Raw genomic sequence first — 24965 nt, 5'->3', positions numbered from 1 at the left:
GAGATTCTGTGCATGTCAAAGTACTCTATGAGGACAACCACCTTCTGATCGTCGAAAAGCCTGTAAACATTCCGGTTCAGGGAGACAGCTCAAAGGAGAGGGATCTCCAGGAGATGCTGAAGCAGTACATAAAGGATAAGTACAACAAGCCCGGCAACGTATATCTTGGTCTCATCCACAGGCTGGACCGCCCGGTGGGCGGGGCGATGGTATTTGCGAAGACTTCAAAGGCCGCCTCCCGCCTGTCGGATGAGCTGCGGCGCCAGAAAATCGGCAGGAAGTATGTCGCCGTCATCCATGGCCGGCCGAAGCGGAAGGCAGGAAGACTGGTTGATTATTTGTGGAAGGACAGGAAGAAGAATATCGTCAAAGTTGCCGACCGTAAAAAGAATGGTGCGAAGGAAGCCATACTCGACTACAGGGTGCTCGATCAGGATGGGAAACACAGTCTGGCTGAAGTGCAGCTGCAGACCGGCCGTTCCCATCAGATAAGGGTACAGATGGCCAACCAGGGCACACCGCTCTATGGCGACCAGAAGTATGGACGCCACATGAACAAGGTTGGGCAGCAGATCGCCCTCTGGGCATGCAGCCTCAGCGTGAAGCATCCGACAAAGGATGAAATCATATCCGTCGACTGCCCGCCACCTTCCGTCCATCCATGGAATAAGTTCCAGCTGTCATGACAGCCGGCGAAATGATGCAGCCCCTTGGAAATAGTCCAAGGGGCTTTTGGTTTTCTTCAGGTGCTGGAAACAGACATACTTCCTGTTTAAATCAGAGATGGGAAAGATGGTATGATTGAAGAAATATATACTTGTAATGACAATATTCTTTAGAAGAACTTATCTTCTTATTGTCAGCAAAGGGGGATCATAATATGGAAGGTGAATTCCAACTGGAGAAGGGCATCAAATACTGGATGTTTCAGCCTGGCAGGGGTGCCGAGTATTGGGATGAATTCTATGAAAAAGGTTATATTGCTATCGGTTGGGGCTACTTGGGAGACCTTAGCAAGTTTCAAAGTAAAGATGAAATAAAAGACGCCATGATCAAGCATGAGAAGTTGAATAGTGTACCTTTGAACAAATCACTTGCTGCATGGGAATTTTATAAGGTCATGAAGCCTGGAGACATTGTATATATTAAAAATGGGGCCCGAAAAATTATAGGTAAGGGACGCATTACTGGAGATTATGTGTACGATGAAAAATTGGAAGGATATAAAAATACACGTAAGGTAGCATGGTTGGAGATAGGGGAGTGGAAACTTGACGATCCGATTGCTTTAAAGACTCTGACCGACTTCACAGACTATACGGATTGGCTTTTCAAATTTGAAAATATTATAAAAAAGCGGAACCCTGGTTTGCCAATTCTGCAAAAGGAATTTAAGGAATGGCTTAAGACGCGGGAGGTGGATGGAGAACCATTGGACGAAACAGATATAGATTCGAGGGTCAATGTGCTGCTGAAGCTGGAATCAGATTTCTCCATTTCCATATTCAACGACCCGGAAATTGAACAGCTTAAAACACTTAAGGGGAAAGTCGATTCCCAACAGAAAGAGGGGGTCTATACTGACCATATCTCAACCGCAAATATCAGCATTGAGAGTTTCATAAAATTCCTTGAAACGAGACCCGAAACTGTTACGGGAGCCACTTCGTATGTGAAAGCGGATTTTCTGGAAGAAGTCTTTATGGACGAAGCGGATTTCAATCGTCTGCAATCGCTCCTAAAGCGCAAAAAGAACATTATACTAAGGGGAGCGCCGGGAGTCGGAAAAACATATATTGCGGATCGCCTAGCATATACATTCATGGGTGAAGAAGATGCGTCTAGACTTCGCTTTGTGCAATTCCACCAGAGCTACAGCTATGAGGAATTTATAGAGGGATTCCGTCCCAATGAAAATGGAGAAGGGTTCTCTCTGTCAGAAGGACCATTTATCGACTTCTGTGATAAGGCGTCCCAAGACGACCGCCCTTACTTCTTCGTCATCGATGAAATCAACAGGGGGAACATGAGCCGAATTTTCGGGGAACTGATGATGCTGATCGAGGCGGATAAGCGGGGCCAGAAAATCAGCCTGCTCTATTCCAAAAGAAAGTTCTCTGTGCCGGAAAATGTCTTCATCATCGGTACAATGAATACGGCTGACAGAAGTTTGGCGATGCTCGACTACGCATTGAGAAGGAGGTTCGCCTTCTTCGATCTGGAGCCCGCATTTGACACACAGACGTTCCAAAGCTTCATTGAAAGTTATCAGAACCCCTCTCTGATCAACCGCTTCATCCCACAAGTCAAACAGTTGAATGGGAAGATAAAGGACACATTCGGGCCAGGTTTCCAAATAGGGCACAGCTATTTCATCGACCCGTCCCTAAAGGAAGATACAAGGGACGCCCTATACGAAATATTGGAATATGAAATAAAGCCCCAGCTCGAAGAATATTGGTTTGACGACTTGGACATCGTAGAGGCGGAATACGATAAATTGAAGGATGTCTTGGATGAATAACCCGACCGGCATTCCAATCAGAAACATATTCTATATGCTCAGCTATGCCTATCGCTCATTGAAGATTGAAGACGAGTTTTCGTATTCAGCTGAAAAATTCAAGAATCTGATTGAACTTTATACGGAGCTGTTGATCATCAGCACCACCAAAATAGTCAAACGCGGAATGTGGAAGGAATATCGGGAAGTTAAAGAGGACTCCACCTTCATCCGGGGAAAGATTGATATTGGAAAGACTATAGGCGCTTCCAATGCAATGAAGCATAAGCTTGCGGTACAGTATGATGAGCTTACTGAGAACAATTTACTGAACCAGATCCTCAAATCAGTGCTTCTGAAGCTCGCTGTTCATGGGGAGACCGGAACTGAACATAGGAAGAAGTTGAGGAATCTGCTCGTCTTTTTTACGGATGTAGAGGAAATCACGTTGGATACTGAGTTATGGAATCATATAAAGTTTACAAACCAAAACATGTTCTACCAGCTGCCAATTGACCTGTGCCAATACCTTTATGAAGGGTTGTTGGTGGGGGAGGATGGCTACTCCCATAATCAACAGGCAATTAAGGATGAGCAGCAATTATCTTCTCTATTCGAAAAGTTTGTGTTCAACTTCTACAGGAAGGAAACAGATTATAAGGTCTATAGGCCGCAAATAAACTGGGATACAGCAGGTGGTTATTCAGAGGGATTGCCTGTCATGAAAACTGACGTTGTTTTAAAGAAAGGGGCCAATACCCTAATCATCGATACAAAGTTTTATCAGCAGAACATGACAAGTTTCAATGAAAAATCCTCCCTGAAGCATCTATCGGGCAACATGTATCAGATATTTTCCTATTTGGAAAACTATAATGAAAAAGAAGAGGAGACAGTCAGTGGATTACTGCTGTATGCCAAGACCAATACAGCTGTTCAGCCAAACCACTCGTATATGATTAAAGGTAAAAATATACGTATCGAGACACTGGACCTTTCACTCGATTTCCATAAGATGAAGGGACAACTGCTTGAAATGGCTGAACGTAGCTTAAAGTGATGACTAATCAATGTGGGAAGAGGAATGCATATGGAACTGTACCGTTATGAAGGGGAGTTGGATGCCACACCGGAAGAGATCTTCAAAGTGGTGAATGATGACGAAAAGCTCAAATCCTGGAGCCCGATATTCGAAGGGAATGAATACCTGACAGAAGAGAAGCGGGCTGTGGGAACGAAGTTCAGGACGCGCATGAAGGTGCTGAACCGGACATATCAGTTCCGCTCGGAAATCATCGAATATGAAGTGGAGCGGTACATCAAGGTGAAGACTGCCCTTAGGCAGGGAGACATCATCTCGGACTTCAGGCTTGAACCTTTGGAAAGCGGCGTGACGAAGGTTGGGGTGACGAGCCATTTCGACACCGAGAGCCGTAGGTACAAGCTTGTGCTGAAGGGGGTAAAGCCTGTCATGAAGCGGGTGCTGGATCATCAGATGAAGAAACTCGGGGATGTAGTGGAAACATAAAAACAGTCTGGAAAATATTTTCCAGACTGTTTTTGTTTACATTATTACAGAAGCTCGAACTTGAGCAGATCGATGACGCCGCTTGATGGGCTCGGGAAGGCGAAGATCATGGTGGAGAGGTCCTGGGCAGTGACCTTCTGGTTGACTGCGAATGTCAGTACGTTGATGAGGTCTGCAGCATCATTGCCGTAGATTTCAGCACCGACGAGGCGTTTCTGGTCATCGATGATGATGTCCATCTCCGCTTCTGTCTCATTCTTATATTCAAACAGCAGCCTTTCTCCGAACGGAATGGTCTTCACGGTATAGCGGTCATCCTGTTTCGCCTCTTCGACGGTGATGCCGATGGAGGACAGGCGAGGCAGTGTATACAGCACCATCGGGATGGCCGGATACTTCAGCGGTTCGGGATTGATGCCGAGTATGTGTGCCGCGATATAGTCCGATTCGAATGTGGCCGTCGGTGTGAGCTTCGGCACATCCTTATCGAGCACATCACCGCTCGCATAGATATTCTTCTGGGCGGTGCGCATGTATTCATCAACCTGGATGCCCTTCTTCGTGAACCTGACGCCGGCGTTCTCAAGTCCAATGCCGGATACATTCGGTACACGGCCCGTCGCATCGACGACATAGTCCGTTTCGAGCGCAAGGCCGGATTCGGTCTTCAGTATATAGCTGTCGCCGTCCTTTGCGATTTCTTTCGTATCTTCATTGTAGTGGAACTGGATGCCTTCAGTTTCGAGCTTTCCGGTGAGCTTATCGACATGGCCGCGGTGGAAGCCGCCGAGGACATCATCGGAATGGTTCACGATGTGTACTTCCGCACCGGTCTTCACGGCAATGGAGGCAAATTCGAATGTGATGATGCCGCCGCCGATGAACGTGATGCGCTTCGGCATCTCCTCCATATCCATGAAGTCACGGCTGGTATGCGTGTGTTCGCTGCCTTTGATGTCGAGGGCGTTGCTGTGCTGGCCGGTGGCAACGACGAATTTGTCGGAGGTGAATGTCTCTCCCTCCACTTCGACGGTGTGGGCATCCTGCAGGATACCGTGTCCCATATGGATGTCGATGCCTGCCTGTTCAAACATCTGCTTCAGACCATCGGACATCGGGTTGATGACCTTTTTCTTGTATTCCATGAGGGACGGCCAGTGGACGTTCACATCCTGGTCGAGGATGCCCTTGTAGTGGCCGAGCTCCTCGAGCACTTCAAACGGGCCTTCGAGCAGTATTTTCGGGTTGCAGCCGAAATTCGTACATGTGCCGGCGATGGTATCCTTTTCGATGATGGCGACCTTCATGTCCCCCTGCCTCAGTGTCATCGCCGCATGCCATGCAGCATGTCCGCTGCCGATGAATGTTACATCATAATCATATTGTGCCATTGAAATTCTCCTCTGTTTTGTCTGTGTTTTCCACCAGGGCTGTGCGCAGCGTCTCTTCGAGTTTGACAATCGTTTCATGTGCTTCGCGATATTGTGAAATATCAAGATGTTCATGGCCAAGACAGTCCGCGATGGCCTGTTGGATCGGTTCTTTGGCATCACGCCCCTTATCCTTCAACCGGATGCCGAGCTGGCGTTTGTCCTGCGGTGACTTCTCACGGATGATCCAGCCCGCCTGTTCCATGCGGCGGAGCAGGGGTGTCAGCGTGTTGCTTTCGAGATGGAGCCGTCTGCCGATCTGATGGAGCGTCTGATGGTCCTCCTCCCACAAGGCAAGCAGCACCAGGTATTGCGGGTAGGTCAGATTGAACTCCGACAGGGCCTTCTGATAGAACTTCGTGAACAGCCGACTCGTGTTGTAGACGGAAAAGCACAGCTGGTTGGCGAGTTTGATATCTTCCATGAATATACCCCTCCTTTAAATAATTAATCGTGCGCGATTGATTAAAGTGTAGGACAGGTGGATACAGGATTCAAATCATATGCCTGTAAAGAAAAAGACTCCGGATTGGTATCCGGAGTCTTTCATTCAGCGGCATGCTTCGTCCATTTTGAACCTGCAGATTGTGGTATTACGTTGAATATCAGGAGGGAGGCGAAGGTATAGATTGGTTTTAAGGAAATGGATTTTACTTTCTCCCTTCAGTCTCATAAAAAATTTTATTCAAGAAGTTTTAATTGCTTTTATAGAACCCCACATATCCATCCAAGGAAAAATTGCTGCCTACCCTATGACGTCCATCCGTTTTAATATCCAGCTTCGAAATGGTGCCGGTATATAATTTTTCATTCTGTTCATGCGGGGTAAAATCCCTGAATTCCATTGCCAACGATTCTTCACCATCTTCATTCTTCAAATCCAGACTCAATGTATCATTTTCCAAAGAATAATCTCCTTCAAATGTCTCTCCTCCTGATCTTACATCGACTGTATCCGATGATTTGAAATCGAATTCCAAACTGGAAGAAGGGTTGAGGTTGTCTGAGGCTATGTCTCCGGGAGCAATGTCAGGCGTCCATGAAAAAACGCTGAAGACTTCTCCCTCCAACTCATTGCTGGTGTCTGAACAGGCACCCAATACCAAAGCTGAAAATACGAATAAAGTGACAAATGCTTTTTTCATCTGATTACCTTCTTTCATTAATTTTCACAGGGGTCGAATGATCATAGACTGTACCAATGTAATGACAAAATAATGATCAATACAATGACTTCAATACCGAGTATCCCTTTAAGGAATATATCTGCAGGAGAATTCTCAGCCCTTTTTCCACTGGTGTTGAATAGGTTTGAACGATTGATGTACATCAGGACAAGTGTGAAAAAAAGTATGGGCAGCAAAATTTCCAAGTATTCCATATGTATCTCCCCCTTTATTCCAGAATAGACAAGAGTACACTGCAAAACAATGGTTTGTAAATATTTGTCATTATTTTTGCATATGTGAAATGTTTTCCATGAGCGATCGGGTGAATTATCACAGTGTAATTGAATTATCAATCCAATACCTCTAATATTAAGGCAACAGAGATGACGGAGCGGAGGAGAACCATGAAGAAGAAAGAACAGATGGCCGCATTGGTCGAAGGGCATGCTGACATGCTGCGCTGCCCGATATGCGGGGGTGCAATGCATGTTGAAGCACTAAAAAGCCTCGTGTGCGGAAACAATCATTCATTCGATTTCGCAAAGCAGGGCTATGTGAACATGATGACCCGCCCGGTGAAGACACAATATGATAAAAATCTGTTCCAGCATCGGCGGGCGTTCATTTTGGAAAGCGGGTTCTACCGCAAGATGCATGAAGAAGTATCTGGGATCGTCAGCAGGCTTCAGGGCAGGCCGCTGGTGCTTGATGCAGGCAGCGGTGAAGGCTCGCACCTGGATCGGATACTGGACGGCGTGGATGGTGTCGGCATCGGCGTCGACATTGCCAAGGAAGGCATCATGCTGGCAGCGAAGTATTACCCTCAATCCATATGGTTCGTCGGGGATTTGGCGAAGTTGCCTATCCGGGACGGGAGCATGGATGCGATCGTGAATATCCTGTCGCCTGCAAACTATGCCGAGTTCAACCGCGTCCTCTCACCGGACGGACTGGTCGTGAAGGTCGTGCCGGAGTCGGGATACTTGAAGGAACTGCGTGAGGCGCTGTACAGGGATACCGACAGGGAGACATATGACAACACCGGCACCGTATCCCTTTTCGAGGAAAATTATGAGATTGTGGAACGGCGGCGTGTGACGGATGAAATGTCGCTCGACCGTATGGCACTCGAACACCTGATAGAGATGTCGCCGTTGGCATGGAACCATGCCAGCGGTGAACTGGATGATTTCATCGCCGCGGAGAAGACAGTGACGCTCGATCTCGAAATACTGGTCGGGCGCAGATGATGAAATAGATGAATGAAAAATGGAAAGGGAGGCGGACTCATGGATGAATGGTACAGGATAGACAACACGGGCAAGATCTTCCATGCGGTCTCCGATACGACGAACTCGTCGGTCTTCCGGGTGGCGATGATCCTGAAGGAGCAGGTCGATCCGGAATGTCTGCAGTCGGCGCTTGATATCGTGGCGGTCCGCTTTCCGACGCTCACGGTCCGGGTGCGCAAGGGCCTTTTCTGGGACTTCATGGAACATAATGATGAACAGCTGCTCGTAAAGCAGGAAGTGGATTATCCCTGTGCCCCGATCGACAGGAAGGAGAACAATGCCTATCTGATCCGTGTCCTCTATTATGAGCAACGGATTTCGGTAGAAATCTTCCATTCCCTGACGGATGGCGGGGGTGCAATGGAATTCCTGAAGACACTGGTCTACCAGTATCTGCGCCTCAAGGAGCATGATGTCACGGCGGATGATAAGGTGCTCAGGCCTGAGGATTCGCCGAAGCGCGAAGAGACGGAGGACAGTTTTGAAAGGTATGCTACATCGCACTCGGTCAGACGGCCGGAGAAGCGGGGGGAGAAGGCCTATCAGATTGAAGGGAAGACGCTCGATCCGCCGGGCATCCATGTCGTACACGGTGTGGTCGATGCCTCCGCCCTCAACCGTCATGCCAAGAGCCTTGGTACATCGCTGACCGGCCTGCTTACAAGTGTCCTGATCGATGTCGTCCATGAAGAGAAGATCGGGCAGGGGTCCCCTGAAGGGAACGTGGTCATTGCGCTGCCCATCAGCCTGCGCAGGGCGTTTCCATCCGAAACGTTGAGGAACTTCTTTTCGGTGGCCAATATCGGGGTGCCGATGGACGGTTATATGCAGTTTGATGACATCATCGGAACGGTGACGGAGCAGCTCGTGGAGAAGACGGATAAGGCGCGCCTGCAGCAGGGCATCAACCGCTTCGTCTCCCTCCAGAGCAGCCTGTTCATACGTGCGACACCGGTGTTCCTGAAATATCCCATCATGCGCTTCGGGTTCAATCAAATCGGTGAACGGGCCAAGACGATGACGCTTTCGAACCTTGGGAATCTGGCTCTGCCCGAGTCGATGAAACCGCATGTGGAACGGATGGAAATCATCCTCTATCCCACAAGGAAAAGTCCGATCAACTGCGGTGTCGGAACACTGAATGACCAGTTGACCGTGACATTCGCCCGGTCGATCGAGGAGAGTACCATCATCCGGTCGTTCTTCCGTCGGCTGCGGCAGATGACGGGGCTTGAAGTCATGGTCTATTCGAATCGATGGGGGGAGGAGCGATGAACCGTTGTCCAGAATGTGATGTCATGACGGTGCACAGGCGGTGCCCGTTGTGTCAAACGGAATTGTCAGAAGCACAGGCGGCCATCCGCTGGTACCCTGATTACGACAGGAAGCAGCAGCGGATCCGCGCACGCATATCGCGTCTTGCGATTTTCATCGGCATCCTGGCCGTACTCGTCTGCTTCTTCATCAACCTCATCGTCCTCCCGCAGTTCCTGTGGGTCTTCTATGTGGCGGTCGCCGTGTTCTATGCGCTTGTATCACTCAGCCATACGATCCTCTCGGCCTCGCACATCGGCGGGAAGATCACTGCCCAGGTCATCAGCCTGACCATCGTGCTGCTCGTCATAGATGCCATGTCGGGTGCCGTGCAGTGGTCGGTGGACTATGTCGTGCCGGCCCTCATCATCGCGGGCATCCTGGTGATTACAATCATCATGGTGACGGTGCGCCTGAAGTGGACGGGCTATGTCAGTTTTCTGCTGATGATGATCGGGCTTGGATTCGTACCTGCGGTACTCTACCTGACGGGATTGGCCACAGTATTATGGCCGAGCCTTGTTGCGGCATTGTACGCGGTGGCGACATTTGCGCTGATGCTGGTCTTCGCCAACCAGGCCTTCATGACGCAGCTTGGGCGCCGGTTCCACCTGTAAAATATTCGGCACGACCCGTTTGACGGAAGCAACATGACCTGAAAGGAATGATTGGATGAAGAAAATGCTCAAGGCCACAGCTTTATTGGCAGGGGTGAGTGTCCTGTCCTATGTAGGACGGGCAGTCCTCATCGAAGGTAGAAGTGTCGGCAGCAGGCTGGCCGAGGATATCATCAGAATCGTCAACTTCGACCTCGAAGATGTCGATGCGGAGATGCTTGCGAAGAATTTCAAGGAGAACCGTAAGGAATACAGGATTCCGGAAGGCATCATGCGCTCGGAAATCGAACACTTCCAGGAAGCAGGGATGAAGGTGTACAGGATGCGTCCCCGGCATAAGAGGGGCGCCCGCCGGGTCCTTTATCTGCATGGCGGCGGCTATATCCATCAGCCGTCACTGTTCCATTGGCTGTTCCTCGACCGCATGGTGCAGGACACGGGGCTCGAGTTCATCGTGCCAATCTATCCGAAGACGCCTGAACATTCATTTGAGAAAGCGTACAGCGCCGTCGCAGCACTATATCAGAAGCTCCTCGCAGATTCGTCCGAACCACTGGTGCTGATGGGGGACTCTGCAGGCGGCGGCCTGGCCATCGGCTTCTCCCAATGGCTGTCTGAAGAAGGACTGCCAATACCGAAGGGGATCATCGTCATCTCGCCATGGCTCGATGTCACGATGGAGCACCCCGAAATCGCCAAGTATGCCAAGCTCGATCCGATGCTGAAGACGGAGAACCTGAAGGTCATCGGGCGGATCTGGGCAGGCAACCATGACCCCGCCCATTACCGGGTCTCCCCGATCAACGGGCCGATTGAAGGCCTGCCGAAACTGTACATGTTCGTCGGGGAACGGGAGATCTGCCTCCCCGATACACGGAAGTTCGCCGGCATGCTCAAGGCAGCCGGTGTAGACCACGAATACTACGAATATCCGATGATGAACCATGTCTTCCCACAGTATCCGATTCCAGAAGGGGCAGATGCACGCAGGAAGATGAGAAAGATATTGGAGTCGCTGGAATGAAGATAATAGATTACTACACCCATAGGAAAGCCAGAACAAAATTAAGAGGCCTGTTTTCTGCTATATACAGAAGACAGGCCCTTGAAAATATTGCTTAATTAATGTTCAACTCTTGGGTTCACTACAGTCTCGACTATTTTTGTTTCCATCTGTCAGTTTGAATTAAATACCCAATCGCAATAACAGCAAATACAGTTCCTAAAAAACTAAATAATACCAACATTTCCATCATCCTCAGAGGTCAATATAGTTTCTTTTCTATACCCTGATTTCTGAGTTTGGTGTTTATTGTCCTGCTTTATATCTTATAGATTTGATAAGAAGGATTGTCTTCCCGTCTATAGTTGATGATTAATATATTTGAGGAGCATCTCCTTTCATTTGAAAAAAGTGTTTAATGAATTTTGGGTAAGAGGATACTGATAATGAATTTATCATAGGAGGTGTTTGTATTATGCATAAGGACAGAGAGACTTCCGAACAAAGAGGAGAAAGACTAAGACAGGAAGAGTTGAAAAACAATCCTGCAGGGAATCTGAAGGATGCTTCCGATCGGGCAGGCAGCGGCAGCCTGGCCGATATGGCAGGGAGTCTCGGCTGGAAGGGTCTTGGCCTGCTCATTCTGCTGTTCGTGATCGGGCTGGTAGCCGGTCTTGTCTTTTTCTGAGTCCCATGACAGATCCATGCATCAAAGACGGAGGTGGGGCGCGTACTGCGCTCCGCCTTTCTTCAATACGGTGCCAGATGAAGAAAAACCATCAGCAATGGATTCAAAATGGACGCGATATCGGTTATGATGAAGGCAGTAGAAGATAGAGAAGTGCAGGTGAGGGCTAATGATAACCATCAACGATATAGCGGAAATGGCGGGTGTCTCAAGGACGACGGTGTCCCGGGTGATCAACAGTACGGGGTATGTCAGCGAGAAGGCCAGGAAAAGGGTGATGGATGTCATCGAGGAGACGGGCTATGTTCCGAGCCAGCATGCGAAATCGCTCCGGACGAAGGAGACGAAGATCATCGGGGTGATACTGCCCAAGATCAGCACGGACACCTCTTCCCGAACGGTTAATGGGATGAACAGTGTATTCGAAGACGTGGGTTACCAGATCCTGTTGACGACGACGGATCTCGACCAGCAGAAGGAGATCGAACATCTGCGCCTGCTGCAGAACCGGCAGGTGGATGGCATCATCCTCATCGCGACGAATGTGGATCAGACACTGGTGGATGAAATCAAGGCGTCCAAAGTGCCCGTGGTCGTAGTCGGCCAGGAGATGACAGGTGTGCCGTCCGTCATCTTCGATGATCATGCGGCAGCGCGCCGGATGACGGAACTGCTGATCGAAAAGGGACGACGGTCGATCGGCTACATCGGTGTGGACGAAGCAGACCATTCAGTCGGTATGCAGAGGAAGGCAGGATATCTGGAAGAGATGGCAAAGCACGGCATTGAAGTGGAAGATACTTGGGTGGAGACCGGGGACTTTTCCATAGACTCCGGATATGAAGCGATGGCACGGATGCTGGAAGGGCCTGGAAAGGTGGATGCGGTGTTTGCCGCAACCGACCGGATGGGGCTCGGGGCGTGGAGATGCATCAGGCGCCAAGGTTACGATATCCCCGGGGATATCGCGGTCGTCGGCATCGGCGCTTCCGAAACGTCACGCTTCATCGAACCCGCCCTGACGACGATCGAATACGAATATGAGCAGGCGGGCAGTGTTGCAGCGCGCACGATGATGCAGCTGCTGCAGGGGAAAAAGGAAATTCCGAATAAAAAAGTACTTGACTTTAAGTTGGTTGAGCGCGATAGTATATAGTAAGAATGAAAGCGGAATCATGCGCCTTTCATTTTTTCTTCCGCAGATGTGGAATCGATTCCCTAATTCATATAATTCAGAAAAAGGAGTGTTGAAATGTCGGATAACAGCAGAATCGCCAAAGAGATCATTGAAGCTGTAGGCGGAGAGGAGAACATCTCTTCCGTCGCCCATTGCGCTACACGACTGCGACTGATCATAGAAGACAGAACCAAGATCGACCAGGAGGCGGTCGAGAACATCGACAAGGTGAAAGGGGCCTTCTACAATTCCGGGCAGTACCAGGTCATCCTTGGGACCGGCACGGTCAACCGGATCCATGATGAGATGGTCAAATCCGGTTTCGAAGGCACCACGAAGTCGGAAGCGAAGAAGGAGGGGGCCAAGAAGGGTAATGTCGTCCAGCGGGCCATCCGTGCATTCGGTGATGTCTTCGTACCGATCATCCCGATCCTCGTTGCCACCGGTCTTTTCATGGGTCTGCGCGGACTCGTCCTGCAGGAGGAGATACTCGCCCTGTTCGGCATGACGGCCGATGACATCTCGGACAACTTCATCCTGTTTACTGAAATACTGACGGATACCGCCTTCATCTTCCTGCCGGCACTTGTGGCATGGTCCACATTCCGCGTGTTCGGCGGGACGCCGATCATCGGACTTGTGCTTGGTCTGATGCTCGTCAGTCCATCCCTGCCAAATGCATGGGATGTTGCAGGCGGCGGTGTCGAGCCGATCATGTTCGCCGGTTTCATTCCCGTCGTCGGCTATCAGGCATCCGTACTGCCGGCCTTCATCGCCGGCATCATCGGGGCCAAAGTGGAGCGCTTCATACGGAACAGGACACCGGAGTCGCTGGACCTGATAGTCACGCCGTTCCTGACGCTGCTCATCATGATCACGCTGGCGCTCTTCCTGATCGGTCCGATCTTCCACGCGCTGGAAGGGGTCATCCTGGATGTGACGCTCTCCGTACTCGCCTGGCCTTTCGGAATCAGCGGCATACTGATCGGTGGTCTGAACCAGATCATCGTCATCACCGGTGTGCACCATATCTTCAACCTGCTTGAAATCCAACTGCTCGATGAGCTTGGCGTCAACCCGTACAATGCGATCATCACAGCTTCCGTTGCCGCCCAGGGTGGCGCGACACTCGCCGTCGGCCTGAAGACGAAGTCGAAGAAGCTCAAGGCGCTTGCGCTGCCGTCGTCATTTTCAGCATTCCTCGGCATTACGGAGCCGGCCATATTCGGTGTGAACCTGCGCTACATCTGGCCGTTCGTCATGGGCCTCATCGGCGGTGCCGCCGGCGGGTTCGTGGCCTCCATCTCAGGGTTGGCGGGAACTGGCATGGCGATTACCGTCATCCCGGGAACGCTGCTCTATCTGAATGAAAACATCTTCATGTACATCCTCGTCAATGTTGTGGCAATCGGCGTGGCCTTCACGTTGACATGGCTGTTCGGCTATTCCGATAAGAAGGCGGAAGAAATCACTGAAGAGTAGAAGGAGTTTTGGAATGGACCAGAAAAGTGACTACCAGACACATATCGATGCCGAGATCAGCGATAATGTACAGAATCTTGAGATGGATCCTTATCGGCTCGATTATCACCTGATGCCGCCTGTCGGGCTGCTGAACGATCCGAATGGTCTGATACAGTTCAATGGGACCTACCACGTATTCTTCCAGTGGAACCCGTTTGAAACGACACATGGAAAGAAGGCCTGGGGCCATTACACATCAAGGGACCTCATCAACTGGACACTGGAGCCTGCGGCACTCGTGCCGGATGCGTGGTATGACAAGAATGGATGCTATTCCGGAAGTGCCATCGAACATGACGGGAAGATTTACCTCTTCTACACCGGCAATGTGAAGGATGACGAGGACAGACGGTCGACCTACCAGTGCCTTGCTGTGTCGGAGGACGGCATCCATTTCGGGAAGAAGGGCCCTGTGCTCCATCTGCCTGACGGATACACCCCACATTTCCGGGACCCGAAAGTGTGGAAAACGGATGGGCAATGGCTGATGATCCTCGGGGCACAGAATGAACAAGGGCATGGTGAAGCTGTCATCGCCGCTTCTGAAAACCTGGTGGACTGGGATTTCATCGGACCGATCGCCGGCAGCAACATCAACGGGCTCGGCGACTTCGGCTACATGTGGGAGTGTCCAGATCTGTTTGAACTGGATGGAAGGGACATACTCATCGTCTGCCCACAGGGGCTTGAAGCGGATGGGGACAAGTACCATAACCTCTTTCAGGCCGGATACTTCACCGGAGCCTTCGATTCATCCATGTACACCTACAACCATGGAGATTTTACGGAGCTCGACCGGGGGTTCGACTTCTACGCGCCGCAGACATTCACTGATGAAGCGGGGAGGCGCATCCTCCTTGCCTGGATGGGCATCACGGATGATGATGAACAGGATCAGCCGACCATCGGGAGAAATTGGATCCATGGGCTGACGATTCCGCGGGTGCTTGAAATGAAAGGGGATAAGGTGATTCAGAACCCTGCTCCGGAACTTCAAAAGCTGCGGGATGAGAGGGTGAGTCATGCGGTCATGCTTAATCCCGAGACCTCATTTCATGCCGGAATCGAACCGCTCAGTGAAATCAGTATGGACTTCAAGAATGACATCACGGATGGATTTGAGATGGTTCTGAGGAATGATGTGAGGGTCATCTACGATGGCCAACGCTTCATCATCGAAAGAAGGAAGTTTTCGGGAGAAGGGCGAGAGCAGCGTGCCTTCCAACTGGAACAACTTGCGAACCTCCGCATATTCCTTGACCGCTCCTCGGTGGAGATCTTCGTCAATGGCGGGGAGGAAGTGTGCTCATCCCGCTTCTTCCCTGAAGTAGATGAAAGGAATATCGAACTGAAGGCGCGTGGGGCAGTACAGTGTGAGATGACCGTATGGAACCTTAAAGAGAATACGATCGACATGTACTGATGGTAATGATCGGACCGGGTGAAAACCCGGTCCTTTTTTCTGTTATCATTGAGGAAAAGGGGAGGGATGGATATGCAGATGGTATGGAATGGCTTCAAGAAGAAAGGCAGCCACACGCTGCTCCTTGAACATTTCGACCCGGAACGGCTGGAAGCGGTGAAGATGTTCCATGGGAGTGTACTGGGTTATGATGAGACACCGCTGGTCCAGTTGAATGATTTGGCGGACAGTATCGGCGTCGGGAAAATATATGTGAAGGACGAATCGAAGCGGTTCGGACTGAACGCCTTCAAAGGGCTCGGCGGCATCTATGCGGTGGCTGAATACTTCAGGAATCATGAGGGGATGGAGTTTGATGGTTTTGATGGGCTCCTTTCTGCACTTGAAAACCGCCCGCCAGTCACATTTGCGACGGCGACGGACGGTAACCACGGCAAGGGGCTCGCGTGGGCCGCATCGTTGTTCGGCCAACAGGCGAAGGTGTTCATGCCGGAAGGATCGGAAGCCTCCCGTCTGGAAGCGATACGGGAGCTTGGAGCAGAAGCGGAGATCATAAACCTGAACTACGACGACACGGTGGAACGGGTGGCCGCACTGGCGGAGGAGAACGGCTGGGTGCTGGTCCAGGATACGGCGTGGCCGGGGTATGAAGAGATTCCGCTCTCGATCATGAAAGGCTACACGACAATCATCACGGAAGTGCAGTCACAGCTTGGAAAGAATGATTTCCATGGCATCACACATGTGTTCCTGCAGGCCGGTGTCGGTTCATTCGCCGGTGCTATGGCAGCGGCGCTCTTCAACCTGACTGGTGGAGAAGGTCCAACGATCGTCGTCGTGGAGCCGGACCAGGCCGATTGCTTCCATCGCTCGATCCAGAACCCTTCCGGAGACCCGCAGCGGGTCACGGGCGCCCTTGACACGATGATGGCCGGCCTCGCATGCGGCGAACCAAGCATCCAGGGCTGGGAGATACTGAAAGCCTCAGCCGATGCCTTCATCAGCTGCGGGGATGAGACAAGTGCCAGGGGCATGCGGCTGCTTGGAAGACCTGAGGGTGACGATCAAAGCATCGTCTCCGGTGAATCCGGTGCCGCACCGTTTGGTGCATTCCATCGATTGATGACGGAAGAAGAATATCAGGAGGAAAGCCAACGGCTCGGACTGGATGACACTTCAAATGTCCTGTTCATCAGTACCGAGGGCGATACCGATGCCGCGAACTACGAAAGGGTTATGACTCGGAGGCTATGAGTATTAGAATAGTCATTCCATCATGGCGAGAAGATATTCATGAACACGGATGCTTCTTCATTTTTGGAAACCGCTATGAGATAGACTACAATCATTTGACGGAGGGGATACTATCAGTAGGAAAAAGACGCTATTGGTGCTGATCGGCGCAGTGGCCGTACTGTTCGCTGCATCGGTTGCCTACAGTATGTTGAGTGACAATGATCCAACCCGCCATCACACGGGCCTCGGGGAAGCCATCGACGTCTCTCCGGATGATGAACAGTTGGCATTTTCCTATTTCGACCAGGGCAGGGAGTCGATTCATGTCGGGAATTTGGAGGATGGCAGCACAACGCAACTCACATCTCCTGAAGCGGAAAATCACAGTCATCCGACGTTCACACCTGATGGGGAAGGACTGTTCTACATCGCCACCGTCGAGGATCGAATCCAGACGCTGCGTTACTTGCCTGAGCGGGGTGCGGATCCGGTGGAGCTGACTGACTCCGACATGCATGTATTTGAAGCGGTCATGTCGCCGGATGGTGAAACATTCTATTATATCGCCATGCCGGCAGAAGATCTGCTGGCGCAGGAAGGCAAGGCTGAGAATGGAATGGATATTCATCGGGTCAGTGCTGAGGGTACTGATCATGAGCAGCTGACCGATAAGGACGCCGTGGATATGAATAGCCTCAATATATCAGAGGATGGCAGTACACTTCATTTTATAGACGGCATGCGGGGTGCAGCGCTGCGGACATATGATATTGAAACCGGAGCAGAAACGCCGTTTGAGGGGGATCCACTCCCGGGCGAGGCATTTAATGTTACCCTCTCTCCGGATGGGAGCTCGGCAGCCTATACGACAATGACGAATCCGGAAGGTGGCGGAACGTACATCTACGAACTTTTCCTCATGGATATGGGAAGTGGCGACACGCAGCAGGTGACGGATTATGGTGCCTCCGTCACCTCACCGGCGTTCTTCCATGACGAAGATCGGATTGCTTTTCTGGCACAGCCGAACTGGCCTGGTGCGCCGGCATCATACGAATTGATGACTGCAGACCATGACGGAGAGGAAATGGTGCCGCTCGCTATGGACCTGCCGGAGTCAGAAGGCGGCTTCCAGCCTGGAGCGGTGGTGGATCGGATGGTCAATACAGCGACCCTGACCATCCTTTATCTCCTGATGTTCGGGCTTGCCACCCTTTATATGCATACGGAAGGGCGGACATATTTGCCGTCCATCGTCAGTGCAGCACTTGCGGCATTCACACTCATCGGCTCGATCATCGCATCATTCAATAACGCATGGATGGGTATCGGGCTGATGATGATTGCGATCTGGCTCCTGGGATGCACCGTCGTGCTGCTTGCTTTCGCCTTCATCCATAAGCGGGTGTCTTCAATCAATCAAACCATGTAGAAAAATGAAAACCGTGGGTCTCCCTGACAGGAGTCCCGCGGTGTTTTCATTTGAAGGATAAGCGTCCGCATCCTTTTTTTGCGTGCTGCCTCCCTGTATCCTCGAACCTTCAATTCATAAGTGTAGAACGGCTGAATTACGGGTACGCGATAACACAGACTATTTGACACTGCAGGTTGGTGATCAATGGAAGGCAGGAGGACGCAATTATGAAATACACCGGCCTCGTGTTCGTCATGCTGGCGGCCATGTTCTGGGGCATCAGCGGGGGGATTGCGGATATATTGATGGAGAAGGGATGGGACCCCCTTGTGATTTCATTCTACCGCGGGGCGGTCGGGTTCATATTCTTCTTCGTATGGTTCGTCATCCATTTTAGGCAGAACTGGATCACTGCACCGCGCTTCCACCTCTGGTCGGTGGTCGGCGGCATCGGGGTGGCAGGGAACTTCACCTTCTACTTCCTCGCGATCCAGGAGTCGAGTGTGGCTGTTGCGGCGACACTGATGTATACGGCACCGATCTTCGTCCTGCTGATTTCTTTCCTCTTCAGGATGGAACAGTCGACATGGTTCAAGTGGCTCTGTGTCGCCTCGGTCATCATAGGCATCGTCCTGCTCACGGGCGCCTACGATCCGGCATCCGTGTCGACCGGCATATTCGGTGTAGCGGCAGGACTCGCTGCAGGCCTGTCGTATGCCCTGTTCATATTCGGCTTCAAGAATGCTTCCGCAATCGGCAGCCCGCAGACGGTGCTTGCCATCGCCTTCTTCGCATTCTGTCTCATCCTGGTATGGTTCATAGATATCAGTGAGGCTTTGAGTGTATTGACCTCCGGGGACATATGGTGGTTCCTGCTGCTTGGTGCAGTGGGTGCCGGTGTATCGTTCATCATCTATGTCATCGGTGTCCGGCGGACGGCGCCGACGACGGCTTCGATGGTCGCCATGGTGGAGCCGGTGACGGCGTCGCTCTTTGGTGTGCTGCTGCTCGGCGATCAGCTCGCGATCATACAGATCCTCGGCATGGCGATCATCCTTGTGACGATCACCGTGCTCAGTGTCAAACAGGCAGGATAGATGAATACGTGAAAAAGCATCCGACGGGTATGTCGGATGCTTTTTTTGGTTTCGGGTCATTCCTATTCTATATACCGTCTGATATGCTTGGCGGTGACCGATCCTTCTACATCAAGAAGACCTTCAGGTGCTCCGCTGTAGAGGATGTTCCCGCCGCGCATGCCGGCGCCAGGCCCGACATCGATGAGCCAGTCAGCATGGGTCATCATGGTCAGGTTGTGTTCGATCAGGATGACGGTGTTGCCCTGTTCGATGAGCTGGCTGAAGCAGTCGAGCAGGGTCGGGATATCATCCTCGTGGAGGCCGGTCGTCGGTTCGTCGAAGACGAAGACCTTTCCGCTGGCGTCACTGTCGAGGTGGCGGCTCAGTTTCACACGCTGTATTTCACCGCCCGAGAGCGTATCTAGGGACTGGCCGAGGGTCATGTAATGCAGGCCGGTGTCCTGGATATTCTTTAGGCGGCTGATGACGTGCGTGTTCGTCGTGAATATCTCGAGCGCCTCTTCGACAGTCAGGGCGAGGATGTCCGCGATGGAGTAGCCATCTACTTTCGCCTCGAGGGCTTCCGGCCGGTAGCGCGTTCCCCCACAGACTTCACAGACTTGTGAGAAGTCCGGCATGAAGGCAAGTTCGGTCTTGAGTATCCCCTTGCCACCGCATTCCGGACAGGCACCTTCCGAGTTGTAGCTGAACATGCCCTTCCTGAGGCCCGTCTGCTGACTGAAGAATGTCCGGATGTCGTCGAAGAGGTCCATATAGGTCAGCAGGTTCGACCGATTGGAGGCATGCACCGGCTTCTGGTCGATGAATACCGCATCCGGGTCCTTCTTGAAGCCGGCCTTGATGAGCGTACTCTTGCCTGAACCTGCGACACCGGTGATGACCGACATGACATTTTTCGGGATGTCGACCGAGACATCCTCGAGGTTGTTCTTAGTGATGTGTTCGAGGCTGATGAAGCCTTCCGGTTCCCTGGGATGTGCCTTCAGTCCATGCGTCCTGCTGAGGGCGGTTGCGGTCGGTGTGCTTGAAGCCATCAGTTCCTCGTATGAGCCGGTGAATATGATTTCGCCACCATGCTGGCCTGCACCGGGTCCGATATCGATGACGTGGTCGGCGATCCGGACGACATCCGGATCGTGTTCGACGACGAGGACGGTGTTGCCCTTATCGCGTATCGAGCGCATGATGGTGTTGATCTTCTCGATATCTTCCGGGTGCAGCCCGACACTCGGTTCGTCGATGATGTAGACAAGATCCGACAGTGGACTGTTCAGGTGTCGGATCAGCTTGATGCGCTGTGATTCCCCGCCCGAGAGCGACGGCGTCTCGCGGTCCAATGTCAGGTAGTTGAGTCCGACATAGGCGAGGGATTCCATCTGTGCAAGCAGCGGACGGATGATGTATTCCGACTTCGGATCATCCAGCTTCTTCAGGAACGGAATCGCCTCCTCGATGGAGAGGGCAGTGAAGTCTGCAATGTCGAGGCCGTCGATTTTACACGAGAGTACCTTCCTGTTGAGCCGCTTCCCTTCACACTCCGGGCATTTGCGGCTCGTGACGACACGCTCCACATCGGCCAGGAAACGCTTCTTCTCGAAGTTGTCGTTCAGCAGGAATGAACGCCTGAAGCGGTGGATGAGGCCTTCGAACTTCGCCGTCCTCGGCCAATTGTCCGGCGGATCCTTCAGCTTCGTCGGCTTCGTATAGAGGAAGGTATCCATCTCCTCCTTCGTATAGTCCCTGAGCTTCTTGTCGTTATCGAAGAGCCCCGTATACAGGTAGCGTTTCCCGCGCCAGCTGTCCGGTCTGAATGAAGGGAACTTGATCGCATCCTCATTGAGCGACCGGTCGAAGTCGAGCAGTTCCTCAAGGTCGATGTCCTCCACATAGCCGAGCCCCTGGCACTGTTCACACATGCCACCCGGATTATTGAAGGAGAAAACATTCGAGTAGCCGACGAACGGCTCACCGATGCGCGACCATAGGAGGCGCACGGAGGAATATATGTCCGAGATCGTGCCGACCGTGGAGCGCGAGTTCCCGCCGAGCCGCTTCTGGTTGATGATCATGGCCACAGGCAGATTCTCTATCTGGTCCACATCGGGCTTCTCATACTGCGTCATCTGGTTCTGGATGTAGCTCGAGTATGTCTCATTAAGCAGACGTTCCGATTCCGCGGCAAGCGTATTGAACACAAGGGATGATTTGCCGGAACCCGACCGCCCCGTAAATACGGTCAGTTGATGCTTTGGTATGTCGACGCTCACATTTTTCAGGTTGTTCTGATTGGCGCCTTTTATTCGTATCATTGACATGCGTCTCACCTCCATCCTGTAGTGTACCCGAATGGAGGGGGAAATCACATGGAAGCGGGCTGTGAATGGGAATCGCCGAAATATTTTACTGGTGCGGCGGCGGAAGGGGATTGATATAATTGTGTCATGGCAATGAAAGACCGAACGATACATAGAAGGAGGCATATTCATGGAAGAGGGTAATGAAAGGCTCGACTGTCGGGAGGAGCTGCTGGCGATCACGAAGCGGCTCGTCGGTATACGGAGTGAGGTCAATACGGACGGGGAGCGGGTGGTTGCTGCATCCATCCACGGGATGCTTGCGTCACACCCCTATTTTGAAGCGAACCCCGCGCAGCTCGTCATGGAGCCGACGGTCAATGATGAGCGGAAGCGGTACAATGTCATGGCGCATGTCAGGGGGACGAAAGGGAACAGCCGCCGTACAGTCGTGCTGATGGGGCACATGGATACGGTCGGTGTGGAGGACTTCGGCGCGCAGCAGGAGTTGGCATTCCGACCCGATGAATGGATGGCGCATCTTAAGGGCGAGGGGCTGCCGGAGACGGTGCAGGCCCAGCTCGAGTCGGATGACTGGCTTTTCGGCCGGGGTGTGCTGGATATGAAGAGCGGGGTGGCGAGCAACCTCTACCTGCTTACCCACTATGCCTCAAATCCGGAACAACTCGATGGCAACATCGTCTTCATCGCCGAATGTGACGAGGAGGATGGTTCGCACGGCATCTTGTCTGCCCTGAAGACATTGAAGCGCTGGCAGTCGGAGGAGGGGTTCGAGTACGTCGCCGCCATCAACAGCGATTTCGTCGCACCAGCCCACGAGGGGGACGAGAACCGCTACATATACAAGGGGACGGTCGGCAAACTGCTTCCATCCTTCTTCATCACAGGGGAGGAGACGCATGTCGGCTCGGCATTCGACGGACTCGACCCGAACTTCATCGCAGCAGAACTGACTCGGCAGATCAGCTATAACCCGGACCTGTGCGATGTGGCGCTCGGAGAGGCGACCCTGCCGCCGGTCTCACTCAAGCAGACGGATCTGAAGCCGTCCTATACCGTGCAGACGGCGCTGGCATCCTATGTGTACTACAACTTCTTCGTTCATTCCTGGTCGCCGGAGAAGGTGCTCGGACTGCTGAAGGCACAGGCGGAAACGGCCTTCCGGAATGCGATTGAAACATTCCGTACACGCTACCGGAAATACGAAGCGGTGAGCGGTCGTCCGGGACGGGAGGTCACCTGGGAACCGAGGGTCTATACGTATGATGAAATGGATACGCTGCTCAAGGAGGCGCATGGTGAAGATTATGTACAGCATATGAAGGACTTCAAGGACGCGCTTGAGGAGGATGAAAGCCTCGATTCACGCATGCTTGCGGCCCGCGTCGTCGAGGAGGCATGGAAGTTCATGCCGGACAAGCGACCGGCGATCATCGTCTTCTACTCCTCCCTCTATTCCCCGAGGGTGGCCCTGACGGGTGAGCGGGAGAACGAGCGCCGGCTGCTCGATGCACTGGATGATGCAATCGAAGCGGTGCAGCCAGAGTATGGCCATCCGATTGTGGCGAAAAACTTCTTTCCGCACATATCCGATATGAGTTTTGTGGCGATGAGCGACGATATGTCGGAAATCGATGATATGGTCGCGAATACCCCGTCATGGGGAAAGAAGCTGTATGTCGACTACCAGGATGTGGCCGACCTGAACATCCCCGTGGTCAACATCGGCCCGTATGGCGAAGATGGACACAAGCGGCTCGAGCGGATGGAGATGACCTACTCGCTCGAAGTGATGCCGAACCTGACCAACCGTGTCCTACGAGGCGTGCTCGAATCCGAATAGATGGCAATAGTAAAGACCGCATGCCAATGCATGCGGTCTTTGTCGTCTTCTAGTAGTTCTCGAAGAAGTCCTTCAGTACCTGGACACTTTTGCTCAGGTCTTCGATATGGGTGAACTCTTCCGGGTTGTGGCTGATGCCCCTGATGCTCTTTACGAAAAGCATGGTGATCGGGAACTCGGTGCCGATGCTCATGGCGTCATGCCCCGCACCGCTCGGCAGGTGGACCGGAAGCAGGTCCTGCCTTTTGAATGATTCCTCCATTTTGGAGATGACTTCCGGATCGACCGGGATCGGCAGGACGCGTGTCGTAAGGTCGACCTCAACACTGACCGGACTGTCTTTGACCATATCTTCAGCGTGTCTCGCAACGGCTTCAATCAGCCTGGCCTGATTGTCCTCATCGATATCCCTGGCATCGACGACGAGGTTCACTTCACCCGGTATGACATTGACGCCGCCGGGTTTCACATCCATCTTGCCGACGGTGGCGACGGCTTCTTGGCTGATGCCCTTGGCGACTTCCGGCAGGGTGCTGATGAATTCAGATGCCTTGACGAGGGCGTCCTTGCGCTCGGTCATCGGGGTGCTGCCGGCATGCCCCGCTTCCCCGCGGAAGGTGACGTTCGTCCGTGTGGCACCGGCGATGCCGCTTACGATGCCGACGGGCAGATCCTTCTGCTCGAGCTGCTTTGCCTGTTCGATGTGTACTTCGGCATAGATTTCAATCGGATGATCGGGGCCTTCCGCCTTCATGAACTGCTCCCTGTCCGAGCCGATGGCACTTAGGACATCATCGATCGTCTGACCGTCAGGGTCGCGGTACTTGTTGATCTCCTCTTCAGTGAGCATGCCCATGAATGCACGGCTTCCTGTCAATCCGCTGCCGAAGCGGCTGCCTTCCTCATCCGAGAAGATGACGACTTCGTAGGAATATTTCGGCCTGTATCCTGCCTCATGCCACAGCGTTGCGATTTCGAGTGCCGTGATGACGCCTGTAGCACCGTCGAAGTGGCCGCCGTCGGGGACGGAATCGATATGGGATCCGGCCATGAAGACTCTGGAATCATCCTTCCCCTCATATCTTCCGAATACATTTCCGGCACCGTCGGTGCGTACACGCATGCCGATCTCCTCCATCCAGCCTGCCACCTTGTTCTTTGCCGCGAGTTCGTCTTCCGAGTACCCCATCCTTTTTGAACCCTGATTCTCCGTGCGTCCGATTTCGGAAATTTCGAGTATGCGTGCGTGGAGGCGGCGGCTGGAATCGCTCTCCAGTGTTTCAGCTTTCATCTTGTCGAGGAAGTCATTTGTCATCGCTCATTCTCCTTTTCTCCTATTTGTCCTTTGATAATATACCATCACCATTTATAATAAAAGTGGGAATATTC

At 52.2% G+C, this 24965-nt stretch carries 21 protein-coding genes; 16 read left to right on the top strand and 5 right to left on the bottom strand.

All coding sequences use genetic code 11. From position 1 onward, the window contains the following. The first annotated feature begins 8 nt into the window (after positions 1-8). From EDC33_RS09900 to EDC33_RS09885, 4 genes are all read left to right on the top strand, one after another. Positions 9-686 (top strand): RluA family pseudouridine synthase, encoded by a 678-nt coding sequence (locus EDC33_RS09900; protein WP_124011042.1) that lies wholly within the window; start codon positions 9-11, stop codon positions 684-686. Between the two features lie 194 nt (positions 687-880). Continuing rightward, entirely contained in the window at positions 881-2524 is a 1644-nt protein-coding gene (locus EDC33_RS09895) for an AAA family ATPase (protein ID WP_124011041.1), read from the top strand. Further along, the gene (locus tag EDC33_RS09890; protein WP_170156398.1) at positions 2517-3563 is read left to right on the top strand and encodes a 5-methylcytosine restriction system specificity protein McrC; all 1047 of its coding nucleotides are present in this window, start codon (positions 2517-2519) and stop codon (positions 3561-3563) included. Before EDC33_RS09895 ends, EDC33_RS09890 begins: the two co-directional genes overlap by 8 nt. Positions 3564-3593: 30 nt before the next feature. Further along, entirely contained in the window at positions 3594-4031 is a 438-nt protein-coding gene (locus EDC33_RS09885; RefSeq protein ID WP_124011039.1) for an SRPBCC family protein, read from the top strand. Positions 4032-4075: 44 nt separating this feature from the next. Here EDC33_RS09885 and EDC33_RS09880 read toward each other — a convergent pair whose 3' ends face one another. The 3 genes from EDC33_RS09880 to EDC33_RS09870 form a co-directional block, all read right to left on the bottom strand. Continuing rightward, positions 4076-5422, bottom strand: coding sequence for a dihydrolipoyl dehydrogenase family protein (locus EDC33_RS09880; RefSeq protein ID WP_124011038.1), 1347 nt, complete (start codon positions 5420-5422; stop codon positions 4076-4078). Beyond that, entirely contained in the window at positions 5409-5885 is a 477-nt protein-coding gene (locus EDC33_RS09875; protein WP_188358206.1) for a MarR family winged helix-turn-helix transcriptional regulator, read from the bottom strand. The genes EDC33_RS09880 and EDC33_RS09875 overlap by 14 nt, the downstream gene beginning before the upstream one ends. A gap of 271 nt (positions 5886-6156) precedes the next feature. Further along, on the bottom strand, positions 6157-6624 hold the full coding sequence (locus EDC33_RS09870; protein WP_170156397.1) for a hypothetical protein: 468 nt from the start codon (positions 6622-6624) through the stop codon (positions 6157-6159). Between the two features lie 410 nt (positions 6625-7034). On the opposite strand from EDC33_RS09870, the gene EDC33_RS09865 reads away from it, so the two are divergent. The 11 genes from EDC33_RS09865 (at position 7035) to EDC33_RS09815 (ending at position 19415) form a co-directional block, all read left to right on the top strand. Continuing rightward, positions 7035-7880 carry a putative RNA methyltransferase gene (locus EDC33_RS09865; protein WP_124011035.1) on the top strand — a complete coding sequence of 282 codons (846 nt, stop codon included), beginning with the start codon at positions 7035-7037 and terminating at the stop codon, positions 7878-7880. A gap of 39 nt (positions 7881-7919) precedes the next feature. Beyond that, positions 7920-9197 (top strand): alcohol acetyltransferase, encoded by a 1278-nt coding sequence (locus tag EDC33_RS09860; RefSeq protein ID WP_124011034.1) that lies wholly within the window; start codon positions 7920-7922, stop codon positions 9195-9197. After that, the gene (locus tag EDC33_RS09855) at positions 9194-9853 is read left to right on the top strand and encodes a DUF6320 domain-containing protein (RefSeq protein ID WP_124011033.1); all 660 of its coding nucleotides are present in this window, start codon (positions 9194-9196) and stop codon (positions 9851-9853) included. Before EDC33_RS09860 ends, EDC33_RS09855 begins: the two co-directional genes overlap by 4 nt. 55 nt (positions 9854-9908) lie before the next feature. Continuing rightward, positions 9909-10877: an alpha/beta hydrolase gene (locus EDC33_RS09850; RefSeq protein WP_124011032.1), complete on the top strand. Its 969-nt coding sequence runs from the start codon at positions 9909-9911 to the stop codon at positions 10875-10877. Between the two features lie 454 nt (positions 10878-11331). Continuing rightward, on the top strand, positions 11332-11544 hold the full coding sequence (locus tag EDC33_RS09845) for a DUF6366 family protein (protein ID WP_031546491.1): 213 nt from the start codon (positions 11332-11334) through the stop codon (positions 11542-11544). A 169-nt stretch (positions 11545-11713) separates the two neighbouring features. After that, positions 11714-12700 carry a LacI family DNA-binding transcriptional regulator gene (locus EDC33_RS09840; protein WP_124011031.1) on the top strand — a complete coding sequence of 329 codons (987 nt, stop codon included), beginning with the start codon at positions 11714-11716 and terminating at the stop codon, positions 12698-12700. A 96-nt stretch (positions 12701-12796) separates the two neighbouring features. After that, complete coding sequence (locus EDC33_RS09835) at positions 12797-14203, top strand: sucrose-specific PTS transporter subunit IIBC (RefSeq protein WP_124011030.1); 1407 nt, start codon at positions 12797-12799, stop codon at positions 14201-14203. A gap of 13 nt (positions 14204-14216) precedes the next feature. After that, the gene (locus tag EDC33_RS09830) at positions 14217-15668 is read left to right on the top strand and encodes a glycoside hydrolase family 32 protein (protein WP_124011029.1); all 1452 of its coding nucleotides are present in this window, start codon (positions 14217-14219) and stop codon (positions 15666-15668) included. Positions 15669-15740: 72 nt separating this feature from the next. Then, positions 15741-16922, top strand: a complete 1182-nt coding sequence (locus EDC33_RS09825; RefSeq protein WP_170156396.1) for a diaminopropionate ammonia-lyase — start codon at positions 15741-15743, stop codon at positions 16920-16922. Positions 16923-17058: 136 nt separating this feature from the next. Further along, on the top strand, positions 17059-18336 hold the full coding sequence (locus EDC33_RS09820) for a TolB family protein (protein ID WP_124011027.1): 1278 nt from the start codon (positions 17059-17061) through the stop codon (positions 18334-18336). A 209-nt stretch (positions 18337-18545) separates the two neighbouring features. Next, on the top strand, positions 18546-19415 hold the full coding sequence (locus tag EDC33_RS09815) for a DMT family transporter (protein ID WP_124011026.1): 870 nt from the start codon (positions 18546-18548) through the stop codon (positions 19413-19415). Between the two features lie 62 nt (positions 19416-19477). Here EDC33_RS09815 and EDC33_RS09810 read toward each other — a convergent pair whose 3' ends face one another. Then, the gene (locus EDC33_RS09810; protein ID WP_124011025.1) at positions 19478-21733 is read right to left on the bottom strand and encodes an ATP-binding cassette domain-containing protein; all 2256 of its coding nucleotides are present in this window, start codon (positions 21731-21733) and stop codon (positions 19478-19480) included. 169 nt (positions 21734-21902) lie between these two features. Here EDC33_RS09810 and EDC33_RS09805 point away from each other — a divergent pair, with 169 nt between their 5' ends. After that, the gene (locus EDC33_RS09805; RefSeq protein WP_124011024.1) at positions 21903-23576 is read left to right on the top strand and encodes a M20/M25/M40 family metallo-hydrolase; all 1674 of its coding nucleotides are present in this window, start codon (positions 21903-21905) and stop codon (positions 23574-23576) included. 49 nt (positions 23577-23625) lie between these two features. Here the strand turns inward: EDC33_RS09805 and EDC33_RS09800 are convergent, their stop codons facing one another. Continuing rightward, positions 23626-24891 carry a Zn-dependent hydrolase gene (locus tag EDC33_RS09800; protein ID WP_124011023.1) on the bottom strand — a complete coding sequence of 422 codons (1266 nt, stop codon included), beginning with the start codon at positions 24889-24891 and terminating at the stop codon, positions 23626-23628. Positions 24892-24965: the final 74 nt, after the last annotated feature.

The organism is Salinicoccus roseus, from assembly GCF_003814515.1.
Lineage (GTDB): Bacteria > Bacillota > Bacilli > Staphylococcales > Salinicoccaceae > Salinicoccus > Salinicoccus roseus.
The sequence above is the reverse complement of the archived record's forward strand: the minus strand, read 5'-3'. Positions and strand labels throughout refer to the sequence as shown.

Excerpts from the sequence above, each read along its gene's own strand:
- EDC33_RS09810 (WP_124011025.1), bottom strand. The coding sequence starts at position 21,733 with ATGTCAATGATACGAATAAAAGGCGCCAATCAGAACAACCTGAAAAAT.
- EDC33_RS09885 (WP_124011039.1), top strand. The coding sequence starts at position 3,594 with ATGGAACTGTACCGTTATGAAGGGGAGTTGGATGCCACACCGGAAGAG.
- EDC33_RS09830 (WP_124011029.1), top strand. The coding sequence starts at position 14,217 with ATGGACCAGAAAAGTGACTACCAGACACATATCGATGCCGAGATCAGC.
- EDC33_RS09805 (WP_124011024.1), top strand. The coding sequence starts at position 21,903 with ATGGAAGAGGGTAATGAAAGGCTCGACTGTCGGGAGGAGCTGCTGGCG.
- EDC33_RS09815 (WP_124011026.1), top strand. The coding sequence starts at position 18,546 with ATGAAATACACCGGCCTCGTGTTCGTCATGCTGGCGGCCATGTTCTGG.
- EDC33_RS09855 (WP_124011033.1), top strand. The coding sequence starts at position 9,194 with ATGAACCGTTGTCCAGAATGTGATGTCATGACGGTGCACAGGCGGTGC.
- EDC33_RS09875 (WP_188358206.1), bottom strand. The coding sequence starts at position 5,885 with ATGGAAGATATCAAACTCGCCAACCAGCTGTGCTTTTCCGTCTACAAC.
- EDC33_RS09835 (WP_124011030.1), top strand. The coding sequence starts at position 12,797 with ATGTCGGATAACAGCAGAATCGCCAAAGAGATCATTGAAGCTGTAGGC.
- EDC33_RS09880 (WP_124011038.1), bottom strand. The coding sequence starts at position 5,422 with ATGGCACAATATGATTATGATGTAACATTCATCGGCAGCGGACATGCT.
- EDC33_RS09850 (WP_124011032.1), top strand. The coding sequence starts at position 9,909 with ATGAAGAAAATGCTCAAGGCCACAGCTTTATTGGCAGGGGTGAGTGTC.
- EDC33_RS09845 (WP_031546491.1), top strand. The coding sequence starts at position 11,332 with ATGCATAAGGACAGAGAGACTTCCGAACAAAGAGGAGAAAGACTAAGA.
- EDC33_RS09860 (WP_124011034.1), top strand. The coding sequence starts at position 7,920 with ATGGATGAATGGTACAGGATAGACAACACGGGCAAGATCTTCCATGCG.
- EDC33_RS09840 (WP_124011031.1), top strand. The coding sequence starts at position 11,714 with ATGATAACCATCAACGATATAGCGGAAATGGCGGGTGTCTCAAGGACG.
- EDC33_RS09890 (WP_170156398.1), top strand. The coding sequence starts at position 2,517 with ATGAATAACCCGACCGGCATTCCAATCAGAAACATATTCTATATGCTC.
- EDC33_RS09865 (WP_124011035.1), top strand. The coding sequence starts at position 7,035 with ATGAAGAAGAAAGAACAGATGGCCGCATTGGTCGAAGGGCATGCTGAC.
- EDC33_RS09870 (WP_170156397.1), bottom strand. The coding sequence starts at position 6,624 with ATGAAAGAAGGTAATCAGATGAAAAAAGCATTTGTCACTTTATTCGTA.
- EDC33_RS09825 (WP_170156396.1), top strand. The coding sequence starts at position 15,741 with ATGCAGATGGTATGGAATGGCTTCAAGAAGAAAGGCAGCCACACGCTG.
- EDC33_RS09800 (WP_124011023.1), bottom strand. The coding sequence starts at position 24,891 with ATGACAAATGACTTCCTCGACAAGATGAAAGCTGAAACACTGGAGAGC.
- EDC33_RS09895 (WP_124011041.1), top strand. The coding sequence starts at position 881 with ATGGAAGGTGAATTCCAACTGGAGAAGGGCATCAAATACTGGATGTTT.